This is a genomic window from Pseudomonas fluorescens (genome assembly GCF_003732425.1).
In the GTDB taxonomy this organism is placed as follows: Bacteria; Pseudomonadota; Gammaproteobacteria; order Pseudomonadales; family Pseudomonadaceae; genus Aquipseudomonas; species Aquipseudomonas fluorescens_BE.
Genome location: NZ_MOBX01000001.1, coordinates 25,402 through 39,924, shown reverse-complemented (window position 1 = coordinate 39,924; position 14,523 = coordinate 25,402). Strand labels below are relative to the sequence as shown.

The following is a 14,523-nucleotide window of genomic DNA, read 5'->3' as shown; positions in this document are numbered from 1 at the left end:
GGGGCAGCGATGAGGATCTCCCTCCACACCCGTCAGGCGCAGCGCGGCATGGTGCTGCTGGTCAGTCTGGTGTTCCTGTTGTTGCTGACCTTGATCGGATTGTCGTCAATGCAGAGCGCCAACCTGCAGGAAAAAATGGCCGGCAGTGTGAGCCTGCGCAATCAGTCGTTCCAGACTGCCGAGGCGGCTTTGCGTGTCGGCGAAAGCGCGGTGCAACTGGACAGTTATTCACTCGCCGGGTGCAGCGGCACCAGCCAATGCGCGCCGCCGGCGGAGTCATCGGTAGTCAGCGCGGCGGGGTTCAACTCGACCTCCGGCGTGACCTGGATTGCCGCCGGCAATGGTTTCTATGGCGTGCAGAACATCGGCACGACGCTGACCGCCGTCAATGTGCCGAGCAACACCTCGGCAACGCTGTATCGCGTCACCGCTGTCGGCATTGCCGGCAGTTCGCGCAGTGTGGTGGAGAGTGTGTATGCGAAGTACTGAACGCTGCGTATCGCTGCTGTTCGGCATGCTGCTGAGCTTCTATCTGGCGACGCCTGTCTATGCATTCACGCCCTCTGATTCACCGCTATTGAGCGCCGCCGCGGTGCCACCGAATGTGATGCTGCTGATCGATGATTCGGGGAGCATGAACAGCATCATTTACGCCGCCGGATTTGATCCGAACGTCAACCGTACACCCGCCCGGCAGTGCAATGCCTTCCTGGGATTGTGCTCTGCGCTCAATGCCCCGCAGATCACCGGCGACACGGTGTTTCTATCGAGCCTGCCGAACTCCGGGTGCTCGGGGGGCGCCTATGCTTTCTACAACAATAGCGTGGCGCCGTTATGCCTGAAGCTCCCCGACCCCGTAGGCAATGAGAACACCCGTTATTCCGCCGATTACATTTCCTATATCGTCGGCCTGGCCACCAGCAACGGCACCCGCGACTTCACCACCGGGGCGATTCCCAACGACTACCGCATCAACGTCGCGCGCAACGTCTCTACGGCCTTGGTCAGCAGCAACCGCACGTTGCGTATCGGCCTGTCGACATTCAACCCTGCCACCAGCACCAACTCCGGCAATGGCGGTTTCATCGCCCGTACGATCAGCGATCTGTCGCCGGTGTCCGGTAGCGTGACTCAAGCCCAGGCCGACGCCAACTATAACGCGCTGATCTCCTCGATCAACGGCCTGAGCGCAGTGGCCAACACGCCGTTGGCCGAAACCTATTACGAGATCACCCGCTACATGCGCGGTATGGCGCCTTACTACAACAGCACGCCCGCGACCTATGCCAGCCCGATTCAGTATCGCTGTCAGAAAAACTACGGCGTGGTCATTACCGACGGCTTACCGACCTTCGATCGAACCTTTCCAACCAACGACCCGTTGAGCGGCAGTCGCTTGCCGAACTGGGACGGCGTCAACAATGACGGCAACAACCTCAATGGCGATGGTGAAGGGGATACGCTGTATCTGGATGACATCGCCAAGTTCGCCTTCGATATCGACATGCGTTCGACCGGTACCGACGCCGCAGGCAAGAGCTGGAATGCGGTGGACTTTCCCAAGCAGAACATGAACACCTACACGGTGGGGTTCACCGCCGACAACGACATGCTCTCCGATGCCGCCGCTTATGGGCAGGGCAAGTACTACCAGGCAACCGACAGCACCGGGCTCAATGCGGCCTTGTCGTCGGCGTTGAGTGACATCACTTCCAAGGCGGGTTCGGGTGGTAGCGGCGTGACCAGTGGCACCACTCTGGCCAGCGGCACCAGTTATTTTCAGACCAGTTACGATCCCAAGGATTGGCGCGGCACGATCAAGCCCTTTGGCTTTACCTCAGCCGGGGCGGTAAACACCTCGGCGGCACTCTGGACCACTGACACGACCATCGTGCCGGGGGCCACTGCGCCGACTTACCAATCGTGGAATACCGCGAATAACGCCGCAGTGACGCTCGCCTACGGCAACTTTGCCACCGCGCAACAGACGACCCTCAGTCAAGGCTTGCCTACCGGCATCACCGGCAACGATCTGGTGGAGTGGAGCAAAGGCACCAACAAGGCCGGGCTGAAAGTGCGCAGTGTGCTGCTCGGCGACATCATCAACTCGCCGCTGGTGCTGGCCTCACCCTCGGACAAGACTGCGTCCGACCTTGCCGGAGACAGCACTTACACCGCTTACCTGGCGACCAAAGCGGCGAACATGAACGCCAGTCTGGTGGTGAACGCCAACGATGGCTTCGTCAACGTCATCAACTCGGCCAACGGCACTCGACGCTACGCCTACATGCCCTCCAGCGTATTGCCGTCCCTGCGGTTGATTGCCGATCCGACCTATATCAACGGCGTCAGCCACAAGTTTCTGGTCGACGGGCAGGTCGGTGTGTACGACGCGCAGCTCAACAGTGCCTGGAAAACCCTGGCCATCGGCGGCACCGGCGCTGGTGGCAAGACCTTTTATGCGCTGCAACTGTTTGACGCTTCGGCGGGCAACGTGTTGCGGGCGTTGTGGGAGGTCAGCGCACCGGCCAACGCCAGCACCGCCAACGCTTTTAATGACCTGGGTTATGCCTACGCTCGTCCGGAAGTGGCACGCTTGGCCGATGGGCGCTGGGCTGCATTTATTGCCAACGGTTACGGCAGTAATTCCGGGGTAGCGGCGTTGTATGTTCTGGACGTGCGCGACGGTTCGCTGATCAAGAAAATCGTCATCGACAGCACTGAAACCACCAATGGTTTGTCCTCCGTGAAACTCAAGGTCAACTCACAGAACGTCGTGCAGGCCGCTTATGGCGGTGACTTGAAAGGGCGCTTGTGGAAGTTCGACTTGAGTGCGACCTCAACGGACAGTTGGGGTGTAGCGTTTTCCGGCAAGCCCCTGTTCACCACAGCCGGCGGAGCCACCCAGCCGATCACCGCGCAACCGCTGCTGGCGGACAACTCGCTTGGTGGCAAACAGATTTTCGTCGGCACCGGCAAGTTCAACGAAACGGCCGACAAGACCAACAAGGATTTGCAGGCGTTCTATTCGGTCTGGGACGCCGATGGCGGCTCGGGGCAGCTCACCGTCAGCAGTTTGCAGGCGCAGGCCATCACGGGCGTGTTCTCCGGCAGTAGCGGGCAGTTCGTGACCACGACGCAGAACGACACGACCTATCCGGGAGAGAGGGGCTGGTACCTGCCCTTGGTGTATAACAACGCGCTGACCGGCGAACGAGTGATCAATCAGGCCAGTCTGGTGCTCGGGCGGATCATCTTCACCACCGCCAGCGTCGATACCACCGACCCGTGTTCCAGTTTCGGCACCGGTAAACTGGTCGAACTCGATGCGTTCAGCGGTAAGATGCTCAACTACGCGGTGCTCGACACCAACGCCGATGGCGTGGTCGACAGCAACGATACGATTTCCAGTGGCGTGGTGTTCACCGGCGGCATTCCGACCCTGAATGCGATCGTCAACGGCGCCACGCGCAAGATTGTGAACGACTCCAGCGGTGGCATTACCACGCTGGTGGAAAAATCCGGCGGCGGCAGCCGTCGTATCATGTGGCGACAAATACAGTAAGCGAGAGTTTGAGGCATGCGCAGATCCAACCGTGGTTTTACCCTGATCGAAATCATGATCGTGATTGCGATCATCGGGATCGTCATCACCATCGGCTATCCGAGCCTCACCGAATACGTGAAAAAGGGTCGCCGCGCCGAAGTGGTTTCGCTACTTTCGGAGCAGGCGCAGACTCTTGAGCGCTACTACACCAAGAACAATGTCTACACCGGCATCACTGGTCTGAGCACGGGTACTGATTTCTACACCCTCACTCCGACCATCGCTGACCAGACCTTCCTGCTGACCGCCACCCGTAAAACGGGCACGGCCATGGCCACCGACAAGTGCGGGGACTTTACCCTGACCAACACCGGCGTCAGAAGCATGAACAACGCGACTACCGGGCTGACCACCAAGGATTGCTGGGGCCGCTGAGGCGCTTTCTTTCGGGTGCCTTTTGCGCCCACTGTCTTTTTACGGTTGGATCAAACATGACCAGGCAACAGCAAGTGGTGATTGTCGGTGGCGGGGTGATTGGCCTGCTGACCGCCTACAATCTCGCCTCCGAAGTGCGCAGCGTGGTGCTGCTCGATCGTTCGAACCTCGGCCAGGAGTCGTCCTGGGCGGGCGGCGGTATCGTTTCGCCGTTGTATCCGTGGCGCTATAGCCCGGCAGTCACCGCGCTGGCGCATTGGTCGCAGGATTTTTATCCACAGCTCGGCGCGCGACTGTTTGCCGATACCGGCGTGGACCCGGAAGTACACACCACGGGCCTGTACTGGCTGGATCTGGACGACGAAGCCGAAGCGCTGGCCTGGGCTGAGCGGGAAAACCGTCCGCTGCGGGCTGTGGATATCTCGGCGGCGCATGACGCGGTGCCGGTGCTTGGCGGCGGTTTTTCCCGGGCGATCTACATGGCTGATGTCGCCAACGTGCGTAATCCGCGCCTGGTGAAATCATTGAAAGCGGCACTGCAGGCATTGCCGAACGTGACCATTCACGAGCAGTGCGAAGTCAGCGCCTTTGTCCGCGAGGGTGAGCAGGTAATTGGCGTCGAGACATCGAAGGGTGTGATCAAGGGCGATCAGGTTGTGCTGACGGCGGGGGCGTGGAGCGGTGATCTGCTCAAGACGCTGGACCTGACGTTGCCGGTCGAACCGGTCAAAGGCCAGATGATTCTCTACAAGTGCGCAGCGGACTTTTTGCCAAGTATGGTCTTGGCCAAGGGCCGTTATGCGATTCCACGTCGCGACGGGCATATCCTGATCGGCAGCACGCTGGAGCACGAGGGTTACGACAAGACGCCGACCGATGTAGCGCTGGAAAGTCTCAAGGCTTCAGCGATCGAGTTGCTGCCGGCGCTGGCGCAGGCCGAAGTGGTCGGGCACTGGGCGGGGTTGCGTCCGGGTTCGCCGGAGGGGATTCCGTACATTGGCCGGGTGCCGGGGTTTACCGGGTTGTGGTTGAACTGCGGGCATTACCGTAATGGGCTGGTACTGGCGCCGGCGTCGTGTCAGTTGTTTGCCGATGTGATGCTGGGGCGGTCGCCGATTATTGATCCGGCGCCGTATGCGCCGGAAGGCCGCATTTAGTCTGCTATTTCTCTGTAGCCTGGCAGATCGCTTTCGCGAGCAGGCTCGCTCCCACAGTTGATCTTTGTCGGTCACAAAATCCAATGTGGGAGCGAGCCTGCTCGCGAAGGGACCCTCAATCCAGGCCCAATTTCTTCAGGCGATAACGCATCGACCGAAACGAAAGACTCAACCGCTGCGCCGCCGCCGTGCGATTCCAGCGCGTTTCTTCCAGCGCTTGCAGAATCAGCTTCCGCTCGACGTTCTCCAAGTAGTCCTCAAGATTGTCGATCTGCGTCAGATCAGCAATCCCGCCATCTGCCGCGCAGTTCCCCTCGCTCAAGCGCAAATCTTCAGCCTCGATCGTACGGTTTTCACACAAGGTGTGTGCCCGCTCGAGCACGTTCTCCAGCTCCCGCACATTCCCCGGAAACCGATAGTTCTTCAGCGCCTCAAGAGCCTGTGGATGTAAACGCGCTGCCGGTTGGCCGGTGTCTTTGGCCAAGCGCGTGAGCATATTGGCCGCCAGCACTTCGATGTCATCGCGCCGCTCACGCAGGGGTGGCACGCGCAGTTCGATCACGTTCAAGCGGTAATACAAATCCTGACGGAAGCGTTCGGCCGCGACCTCTGCATCGAGATCCTTGTGCGTGGCGCAGAGAATCCGTACATCGACCACGCTTTCCTGCTGGCCACCGACACTGCGCACGGCTTTTTCCTGAATCGCCCGCAGCAGTTTGACCTGCATCGACAGCGGCAAGTCTGCCACTTCATCGAGGAATAACGTGCCGCCATGAGCTGCCTGAAACAGCCCCGGCTTGTCCTCGACCGCGCCGGTGAAACTGCCTTTGCGATGGCCGAAAAACTCGCTTTCCATCAGCTCCGAGGGAATTGCCCCGCAGTTCACCGGCACGAACGGCTGGCCCGTACGTGGCCCTTGTTCATGGATCAGGCGCGCGACCAACTCCTTGCCGCTGCCGGACTCGCCACTGATGTACACCGGCGCCTGACTGCGAGCGAGTTTGTCGATTTGCTTGCGCAGTATGCGCATCGGCGGCGAGTCGCCGAGCAAGCGCCGATCGATGGAGGCAAAGCTGCCTCCTGCCGCCGGCATGCGCAGGGCGGTGCCGACCAGTTCGCGCAAGCGGGTAAGGTCCACCGGTTTGGTGAGGAAGTCGAAAGCTCCTGCTTTCAAAGCGTTGATGGCCGTTTCCAGGCTGCCATAGGCGGTGATCATCGCCACCGGCAGTTGTGGGAAACGTTGCTGGATGTGCTGCACCAGCTCCAGCCCCGTACCGTCGGGCAGGCGCATGTCGGTCAGGCACAGGTCGAAGTTCTCGCGGTTCAGCAGCGCTTGGGCTTCAGCCAGATTACGCGCGCTGCAGGTGTCGAGTTTCATCCGTCCCAGGGTGATTTCCAGGAGTTCGCGGATATCCGGTTCGTCGTCGACGATGAGGATTTTTTGCCGTGGGCTCGTGTTCAACTTTGTTTCCGTCCGTGAGCAAAGGTGATGCGAAAGCAGCCGCCGCCTTGGCGTGACTGGAAGTCTAGGCGCGCTTGGTTGCTTTCGCACAGCTCACGGGACAGATAAAGCCCAAGGCCGGTGCCCTGGCTGCTGGTGGTGAAGAAAGGTTCGAACAGATGTGTCTGCTCATCGGCAGGCACGCCGGGGCCGTTGTCCTGCACTTCGAGGACTGCCAACTGGCTGTCGGGATCGCTGAAAAGGGCCAGCCAGACTTCGGCCTGATCATGCAACAGGGCGCTGTGGCGCCAGCCGTTGCGTAACAGATTGTCGAGAATTTGCGTGAGCTGGTTCGGGTCCATCAGCGTGGTGAAATCTCCCGAATTGATCCGCAGGTGAATCTGCTGGCGCTCGCTGGCCTGTTCGCGGCTCTCGGCAACGAAGTTTTCCAGCCATGGCTTGAGATCCAGGCGTTGCGGCGCGCTTTGCTGGCGGCGGGACAGTTGCAGGACGTTTTCGATGACTCGGTTCATGCGCTGGGAGTGGTCTTGAATAATCTGCGTCAGACGCCGATCCGCGCTGTCGAGTTCCTCGGACTCCGCCAATAGCTGTGCGGCATGACTGATGGCCCCCAGCGGATTGCGGATCTCGTGGGAGATGCCGGCGGTCAGGCGCCCGAGCGCGGCAAGTTTCAGCTGCTGAGCTTGCTGGGCGATTTGCGCGAGGTCTTCGAGAAACACCAGGGTTTGCTGGTTCGGGCTTTGTTCGAGGGCGATGAAGCTTGGCTGCAGTTCCAGGCCATTGCCGGGGATTTTCAGGCTCTGCGGGCGCAAGGTCGGGTTGTTCAGCCACAGTTGCAGGCGATCGACCAGCGCCGTGGAATAGTCATCGATCAAATGCCCTTGAAGGTGCGATTGCGCGAGCAGGGTTTGCGCGCTGTGATTGGCCAGTTGCACCCGACGCGCCTCGTCGAGCACCAGAATGCCGGTGCGCATGCGTTGCAGGATCAACGCGTTGAGGGCTTCGAGGCTGACCACTTCGCTGGCGCGTTGCTCTGCAAGGGTTTCGCTGACTTCGAGGCGGCGGATCAGCCCCTGCACCAGCAACGACGCGGCAAAGCACAGGGCACCGAGGGTGCCGGCCTGCAAGTATTCATTGGCGCTCAGGGGTTGGTTGAAGCCGAGCAGGAAACTCGAGCCGACGATGCCCAGCGCACCGATGGCCGCGATCAACAGGCCGATGCGCCGCCGTAGCAGGGTGTTGCTGATCGCCACGGAGACAATCAGCAAATTACCCAGTGCACTGCCGACGCCGCCCGCAGCAAAGAACAAACCGCATAAAAGCAGGACATCGACGAGGGCCAGACTGAACAGCTGCGCGGGCCGTCGGGTGTTCTCCAGGAACACCACCAACAGAATATTGAGGATCAGGTACAGCCAGCTGCCGCCGCGCAGCATTTCGTCGTTGGCCGACGTCAGCAAGCGGTTGTCCATATTGCTGGAGATCAGCAGCACCAGCGTGATGCCGATACTTAAGCGGTAGAGATGATAAAGGCGCAGCAGGCGCTGCGCCTGTTTGCTGTCGGCGTGGGTGGCCTCAGCGATCACGGGTACCCGGGCCTTGCTCAAGGTGAGCCTGGCTGCAATACCACTGTTGTTGCACGCTCAGCGCGCGATCGCGCGGCAGGTGCACGCCGCAATGGGCGCAGCGCACCATCGGTGGAGCGTCCTGTTCGCGAGGGGCACGGTTGGATTGATTGGACGCGGCAGGCGCCTTGAATTTACGCCACAACCATATCGCGGCGAAAATCACGACGATCCAGAACAATAAACGAAGCATGATGAGCGGCTTTTCGACTGATGATCCGGCAGTTTAGCCAAGGACCTGACGAGCGCACAGCGGATTAAAGCGCAGAAATGAAAAAGGGAGATCCGCAGATCTCCCTTTTCTGTACCGCCGGAGTGATCAGTCGAACACGCCGAAGGTCATGTAGCTGAACCACGAACGGTCGGTGTTGCTCGACTCAGGTTCTGGCTCTTCGATCACGTCGCCGTTTTCGTCTTTAGGCTTGAGCTCGTTCGGGATCGCGTCTTTCGCGTCCTGGAACTGCTTCTGCACGTCCTGGTTGGCGCGGGTCTCTCCTGGCGGCAGCGGTGGACGCGACTCGATCAGGCCCAAAGTCGCCTTGCTCAGGAACGAGCGGTTGTCGGCTTCAGCAACCCGTGGCACGAACTGGCCGTCTTGCAGGCTCGGGTGGTTCGGGTAGTTGAGCTTCAGGGTCTCCAGGCTGGTCGCCGCCAGTTCGTCCAGGTGCAGACGCTGGTAGGCTTCAGTCATCACCGCCAGGCCGTCGCCGACCGATGGGGTTTCCTGGAAGTTTTCCACTACATAGCGACCACGGTTGGCAGCGGCTACATAAGCCTGACGGGTCAGGTAGTAGTCGGCCACGTGGATTTCGTAGGCGGCCAGCAGGTTGCGCAGGTAGATCATGCGCTGCTTGGCGTCCGGCGCGTAGCGGCTGTTCGGGTAACGGCTGGTTAGCTGGGCGAACTCGTTGTACGAGTCGCGCGCGGCGCCCGGGTCACGCTTGGTCATGTCCAGCGGCAGGAAGCGCGCCAGCAGGCCGACGTCCTGGTCGAACGAGGTCAGACCTTTCAGGTAGTACGCGTAATCCACGTTCGGGTGCTGCGGATGCAAACGAATGAAACGCTCGGCGGCAGACTTTGCAGCTTCCGGCTCGGCGTTCTTATAGTTGGCGTAGATCAGCTCCAGCTGTGCCTGATCGGCGTAGCGACCGAACGGATAACGCGACTCCAGAGCCTTCAGCTTGGCTGTGGCGCTGGTGTAGCTGTTGTTGTCCAGGTCAGTCTGAGCCTGCTGATACAGCTCGGCTTCGCTGAGGTTTTCGTCTACGACTTCCTTCGATGAGCAAGCAGCGGTCAATGCGAGGATGGCGATCAGCAGCAGGTGTTTCACTTGCATGGCGGCTTGCGTCCCTATGACGGCCGCTGTCTTGGGCGGGGCCGTCCTGTTATGATGAGCGCCCCGTTGAAAAGCCTCGGGGCAAAAGACGCCGTATTTAACCACAAGCGCGCAGCCGAAACCAAAGGCTGTGCCGACGCCCAGTCAGAGCATGTCCGATAAAATTGAACTTCGCGCAGAGGTGCCGTCCGATTTGGGCGGCCAACGCCTCGATCAAGTCGCCGCCCAACTCTTCGCTGAGCACTCACGCTCGCGCCTTTCCGCCTGGATCAAAGAAGGTCGCCTGACTGTGGACGGGGCGGTCATCCGCCCTCGCGACATCGTGCACGGCGGTGCCATCCTTGAGCTGACTGCCGAGCAGGAAGCCCAGGGCGAGTGGATCGCCCAGGACATCGAGCTCGACATCGTCTATGAAGACGACGACATCCTGGTGATCAACAAGCCTGCGGGCCTGGTGGTGCACCCGGCTGCCGGTCACGCCGATGGCACGCTGCTCAACGCCTTGCTGCACCATGTGCCGGATATCATCAATGTCCCGCGCGCCGGTATCGTGCATCGTCTGGACAAGGACACCACCGGTTTGATGGTGGTGGCCAAGACCATTCAGGCGCAGACCAAGCTGGTTGCACAATTGCAGAGCCGCAGCGTCAGCCGCATCTACGAGTGCATCGTGATCGGTGTGGTCACCGCCGGGGGCAAGATCAACGCGCCGATCGGTCGCCACGGCCAACAGCGCCAGCGCATGGCGGTGATGGAAGGCGGCAAGCCTGCCGTCAGCCACTACCGCGTGCTGGAGCGCTTCCGTTCCCACACCCATGTACGGGTGAAACTGGAAACCGGTCGTACGCACCAGATCCGTGTGCACATGGCGCATATCAACTTTCCGTTGGTCGGCGACCCGGCATACGGCGGTCGTTTCCGCATTCCGCCAGCGGCTAACCCGACGATGGTTGAATCCCTCAAGCACTTCCCGCGTCAGGCGCTGCATGCACGCTTCCTGGAACTGGATCACCCGACGAGCGGTGAGCGGATGAGCTGGGAATCGCCGCTGCCGGAAGATTTCGTCTGGCTGCTGACCCTGCTCAAGCAGGATCGCGAGGCTTTCGTCGGATGAACTGGCTGACGCCGGACTGGCCTGCGCCGGCCAGCGTCAAAGCCTGCGTCACCACTCGCGAGGGTGGTGTCAGCGAGGCGCCGTTCGACAGTCTCAATCTGGGCGATCATGTCGATGATCGTCCTGAGGCCGTTGCCGAGAATCGTCGGCGTCTGACCGAGCACTTCTCTATACAGCCTGCCTGGTTGCAGCAAGTGCACGGGATTGCCGTGGCGCAAGCTGATCCGGGCATCGTTGCGACGGCAGATGCGAGCTGGACGGCAACGCCGGCTATTGCCTGCGCGGCGATGACGGCGGACTGTCTGCCGGCATTGTTCTGTGATCGTGCCGGTACTCGCGTCGCTGCGGCTCACGCCGGTTGGCGTGGTCTGGCGGCGGGGGTGCTTGAGGCTACTCTCGACAGCCTCGATGTTCCGGCTGACGAGGTACTGGTCTGGCTGGGCCCGGCCATTGGCCCGCAAGCCTTTGAAGTCGGCCCGGAAGTGCGGGAGGTCTTCATCAAGCAATTGCCGGAAGCGGCAAAAGCCTTCGTGCCAAGCCACAATGCTGGCAAGTTCATGGCGGACATCTATCTGCTGGCGCGCCTGCGTCTGGCTGAACGGGGTGTCACCGCTGTTTATGGCGGCGGTTTCTGCACCGTGACCGATCCGCGCTTCTTTTCTTACCGCCGCGCGGCGCGCACCGGTCGCTTTGCCTCCCTCGTTTGGCTCACCCGCTAGACTTGTCTGACTTACATCAACTCTCCGACGCTTGAATCTCCCAGAATCGACCGCATCTACAGTGCTATCTGGCAGGTTTCTTTATTCAGGATGGTTTTTAGGTCCGGCCTGCTCAAAAGGAAGGTGACCCATGCGTATAGACCGTTTAACCAGCAAATTACAGTTGGCCTTGTCCGACGCCCAGTCGTTGGCGGTTGGCCACGATCATCCGGCGATTGAGCCGGCGCACTTGATGCAAGCCATGCTTGAACAGCAGGGTGGTTCGATCAAACCTCTGCTGATGCAGGTGGGCTTCGACGTCAACAGCTTGCGTAAAGAGCTGACCAAAGAACTCGACCAATTGCCGAAAATCCAGAACCCGACCGGCGACGTCAACATGTCGCAGGATCTGGCGCGCCTGCTTAATCAAGCTGACCGTCTGGCCCAGCAGAAAGGCGACCAGTTCATTTCCAGTGAACTGGTGCTGCTCGCGGCGATGGACGAGAACAGCAAGCTCGGCAAATTGCTGCTCGGCCAGGGTGTGAGCAAGAAAGCCCTGGAAAACGCGATCAACAATCTGCGCGGTGGCGAAGCGGTAAACGACGCCAACCACGAGGAGTCGCGTCAGGCGTTGGACAAGTACACCGTCGACCTGACCAAACGCGCCGAAGACGGCAAGCTCGATCCAGTGATCGGTCGTGATGACGAAATCCGTCGCACCATTCAGGTTCTGCAACGCCGCACCAAGAACAACCCGGTGTTGATCGGTGAGCCTGGTGTGGGTAAAACCGCGATTGCCGAAGGTCTGGCCCAGCGCATCATCAACGGCGAAGTGCCGGATGGCCTCAAAGGCAAGCGTCTGCTCTCGCTGGACATGGGCGCGCTGATTGCCGGTGCCAAGTATCGCGGTGAGTTCGAAGAGCGCCTGAAGTCGCTGCTCAACGAGCTGTCGAAGCAGGAAGGGCAGATCATTCTGTTCATCGACGAACTGCACACCATGGTCGGCGCCGGTAAAGGCGAAGGCTCGATGGATGCCGGCAACATGCTCAAGCCTGCGTTGGCGCGTGGTGAGTTGCACTGCGTTGGCGCGACCACGCTCAACGAGTACCGCCAATATATAGAGAAGGACGCGGCGCTCGAACGACGCTTCCAGAAAGTCTTGGTGGATGAGCCGAGCGAAGAAGACACCATCGCCATCCTGCGTGGCCTCAAAGAGCGTTATGAGGTTCACCACAAAGTGGCGATCACCGACGGCGCGATCATCGCCGCGGCCAAGCTCAGCCATCGCTACATCACCGATCGGCAGCTGCCGGACAAGGCCATCGACCTGATCGACGAAGCCGCCAGCCGTATCCGCATGGAAATCGATTCCAAGCCGGAAGTGCTCGATCGTCTGGAACGTCGCCTGATTCAGTTGAAGGTGGAATCCCAGGCGCTGAAGAAAGAAAGCGACGACGCGGCGAAGAAACGCCTGGAAAAACTCCAGGAAGAAATCGAGCGTCACGAGCGGGAGTATTCGGATCTGGAGGAAATCTGGAACTCGGAAAAAGCCGAGGTACAGGGTTCTGCACAGATTCAGCAGAAGATCGAGCAGTCGCGTCAGGAACTGGAAGCGGCGCGCCGCAAAGGCGACCTGAATCGCATGGCCGAGTTGCAGTACGGGGTGATCCCGGATCTGGAGCGCAGTCTGCAAATGGTCGATCAGCACGGCAAGAGCGAGAACCAGTTGCTGCGCAGCAAGGTGACTGAAGAAGAAATCGCTGAAGTCGTGTCGAAGTGGACCGGCATCCCTGTGTCGAAAATGCTCGAAGGCGAGCGCGACAAGCTGATGAAGATGGAAAGCCTGTTGCACCAACGTGTGATCGGTCAGGACGAAGCGGTGGTCGCCGTCGCCAACGCAGTGCGCCGTTCGCGTGCCGGGTTGTCTGACCCGAATCGTCCGAGCGGCTCGTTCATGTTCCTCGGCCCGACCGGTGTCGGTAAAACCGAGCTGTGCAAGGCGCTGGCCGAATTCCTCTTTGATACTGAAGAGGCGATGGTGCGGATCGACATGTCCGAGTTCATGGAGAAACATTCCGTGGCTCGCTTGATCGGTGCACCACCGGGATACGTCGGTTATGAAGAGGGCGGTTACCTGACCGAGGCGGTACGTCGCAAGCCTTACTCGGTGATCCTGCTGGACGAGGTCGAGAAGGCGCACCCGGATGTATTCAACATCCTCCTGCAAGTGCTTGAGGATGGTCGTCTGACCGACAGCCATGGCCGTACGGTGGACTTCCGCAATACCGTCATCGTCATGACCTCGAACCTCGGTTCGGTGCAGATCCAGGAACTGGTCGGTGATCGTGAGGCGCAACGTGCTGCAGTAATGGATGCGCTGACGTCGCACTTCCGTCCGGAGTTCATCAACCGGGTCGACGAAGTGGTGATCTTCGAGCCTCTGGCACGGGATCAGATCGCGGGCATTACCGAGATTCAGTTGGGCCGTCTGCGCAGCCGTCTGGCCGAGCGCGAGCTGAGGCTGGAGCTGAGTCCGGAGGCGATGGACAAGCTGATCGCCGTTGGCTACGACCCGGTGTATGGCGCACGTCCTTTGAAACGAGCGATTCAGCGCTGGATCGAAAACCCGCTGGCGCAGTTGATCCTCTCGGGTCACTTCATGCCGGGCGACACGGCGACCGGCGCGGTCGAGAACGACGAAATCGTTTTCAACTGAGCCAAAGCGCCAAAGAAAAAAGGAGGGCCCCACATTGTGGGGCCTTTTTTTTCGTTAGGCTGTTGAACTCAAAGGAAAAGGCTTGTAAAGTGCGCCCCGCAGTCAGTCACCGGCAGCGTTTCAATCCTCTGGGTTGAAAACTGAAATAAGTTGCAAATCATTAACTTGAAAGCAATTTAGGGGGTTGACAGAGGTGTTCTAGGTTGTAGAATAGCGCGCCTCAGACACACGAACGCAGCGATGCGAACGAGTGGCTAGATGCAGTAAGTTTCACCGTTGTAAATTGAAATATGTAGTTCCGTGATAGCTCAGTCGGTAGAGCAAATGACTGTTAATCATTGGGTCCCAGGTTCGAGTCCTGGTCACGGAGCCAATTTCAAACCGGGGTATAGCGCAGTCCGGTAGCGCGCCTGCTTTGGGAGCAGGATGTCAG

Annotated in this window: 11 protein-coding genes and 1 tRNA gene; 8 read left to right on the top strand and 4 right to left on the bottom strand. The window is 59.9% G+C overall.

Features of this window, described 5'->3' with window-relative positions; all coding sequences use genetic code 11:
- Positions 1 to 9 precede the first annotated feature (9 nt).
- From BK670_RS00200 to thiO, 4 genes are read left to right on the top strand one after another with little or no spacing between them, the layout of a single operon-like run.
- The gene (locus BK670_RS00200) at positions 10 to 489 is read left to right on the top strand and encodes a pilus assembly PilX family protein (RefSeq protein WP_123448168.1); all 480 of its coding nucleotides are present in this window, start codon (positions 10 to 12) and stop codon (positions 487 to 489) included.
- Entirely contained in the window at positions 476 to 3,565 is a 3,090-nt protein-coding gene (locus BK670_RS00195; protein ID WP_123448167.1) for a pilus assembly protein, read from the top strand. The genes BK670_RS00200 and BK670_RS00195 overlap by 14 nt, the downstream gene beginning before the upstream one ends.
- A 15-nt stretch (positions 3,566 to 3,580) precedes the next feature.
- Entirely contained in the window at positions 3,581 to 3,982 is a 402-nt protein-coding gene (locus BK670_RS00190; RefSeq protein WP_123448166.1) for a type IV pilin protein, read from the top strand.
- Between the two features lie 56 nt (positions 3,983 to 4,038).
- Positions 4,039 to 5,139, top strand: a complete 1,101-nt coding sequence (gene thiO, locus BK670_RS00185) for a glycine oxidase ThiO (protein ID WP_123448165.1) — start codon at positions 4,039 to 4,041, stop codon at positions 5,137 to 5,139.
- Between the two features lie 115 nt (positions 5,140 to 5,254).
- Here the strand turns inward: thiO and BK670_RS00180 are convergent, their stop codons facing one another.
- The 4 genes from BK670_RS00180 to BK670_RS00165 all read right to left on the bottom strand — a co-directional run bounded on the left by BK670_RS00180 (position 5,255) and on the right by BK670_RS00165 (position 9,562).
- A complete protein-coding gene (locus BK670_RS00180; protein WP_123448164.1) occupies positions 5,255 to 6,601 on the bottom strand; it encodes a sigma-54-dependent transcriptional regulator in 1,347 nt (448 codons plus the stop codon).
- Entirely contained in the window at positions 6,598 to 8,187 is a 1,590-nt protein-coding gene (locus tag BK670_RS00175; protein ID WP_123448163.1) for a sensor histidine kinase, read from the bottom strand. Before BK670_RS00175 ends, BK670_RS00180 begins: the two co-directional genes overlap by 4 nt.
- Positions 8,177 to 8,419, bottom strand: coding sequence for a PP0621 family protein (locus BK670_RS00170; RefSeq protein WP_093434843.1), 243 nt, complete (start codon positions 8,417 to 8,419; stop codon positions 8,177 to 8,179). Before BK670_RS00170 ends, BK670_RS00175 begins: the two co-directional genes overlap by 11 nt.
- A 126-nt stretch (positions 8,420 to 8,545) precedes the next feature.
- Entirely contained in the window at positions 8,546 to 9,562 is a 1,017-nt protein-coding gene (locus BK670_RS00165; RefSeq protein WP_007909854.1) for an outer membrane protein assembly factor BamD, read from the bottom strand.
- Between the two features lie 151 nt (positions 9,563 to 9,713).
- On the opposite strand from BK670_RS00165, the gene rluD reads away from it, so the two are divergent.
- The 4 genes from rluD to BK670_RS00145 all read left to right on the top strand — a co-directional run bounded on the left by rluD (position 9,714) and on the right by BK670_RS00145 (position 14,463).
- Positions 9,714 to 10,676 carry a 23S rRNA pseudouridine(1911/1915/1917) synthase RluD gene (rluD, locus tag BK670_RS00160; RefSeq protein ID WP_123448162.1) on the top strand — a complete coding sequence of 321 codons (963 nt, stop codon included), beginning with the start codon at positions 9,714 to 9,716 and terminating at the stop codon, positions 10,674 to 10,676.
- Positions 10,673 to 11,395 (top strand): peptidoglycan editing factor PgeF, encoded by a 723-nt coding sequence (pgeF, locus tag BK670_RS00155; RefSeq protein WP_123448161.1) that lies wholly within the window; start codon positions 10,673 to 10,675, stop codon positions 11,393 to 11,395. Before rluD ends, pgeF begins: the two co-directional genes overlap by 4 nt.
- 130 nt (positions 11,396 to 11,525) lie before the next feature.
- Positions 11,526 to 14,090 carry an ATP-dependent chaperone ClpB gene (gene clpB, locus BK670_RS00150; RefSeq protein ID WP_123448160.1) on the top strand — a complete coding sequence of 855 codons (2,565 nt, stop codon included), beginning with the start codon at positions 11,526 to 11,528 and terminating at the stop codon, positions 14,088 to 14,090.
- A gap of 297 nt (positions 14,091 to 14,387) precedes the next feature.
- Positions 14,388 to 14,463 (top strand) — tRNA-Asn (locus BK670_RS00145).
- Positions 14,464 to 14,523 lie beyond the last annotated feature (60 nt).

What these genes read in the sequence shown, in the direction of transcription:
- BK670_RS00200 (WP_123448168.1), top strand. Translation starts at nt 10, where the DNA reads ATGAGGATCTCCCTCCACACCCGTCAGGCGCAGCGCGGCATGGTGCTG.
- BK670_RS00195 (WP_123448167.1), top strand. Translation starts at nt 476, where the DNA reads ATGCGAAGTACTGAACGCTGCGTATCGCTGCTGTTCGGCATGCTGCTG.
- BK670_RS00190 (WP_123448166.1), top strand. Translation starts at nt 3,581, where the DNA reads ATGCGCAGATCCAACCGTGGTTTTACCCTGATCGAAATCATGATCGTG.
- thiO (WP_123448165.1), top strand. Translation starts at nt 4,039, where the DNA reads ATGACCAGGCAACAGCAAGTGGTGATTGTCGGTGGCGGGGTGATTGGC.
- BK670_RS00170 (WP_093434843.1), bottom strand. Translation starts at nt 8,419, where the DNA reads ATGCTTCGTTTATTGTTCTGGATCGTCGTGATTTTCGCCGCGATATGG.
- BK670_RS00165 (WP_007909854.1), bottom strand. Translation starts at nt 9,562, where the DNA reads ATGCAAGTGAAACACCTGCTGCTGATCGCCATCCTCGCATTGACCGCT.
- rluD (WP_123448162.1), top strand. Translation starts at nt 9,714, where the DNA reads ATGTCCGATAAAATTGAACTTCGCGCAGAGGTGCCGTCCGATTTGGGC.
- pgeF (WP_123448161.1), top strand. Translation starts at nt 10,673, where the DNA reads ATGAACTGGCTGACGCCGGACTGGCCTGCGCCGGCCAGCGTCAAAGCC.
- clpB (WP_123448160.1), top strand. Translation starts at nt 11,526, where the DNA reads ATGCGTATAGACCGTTTAACCAGCAAATTACAGTTGGCCTTGTCCGAC.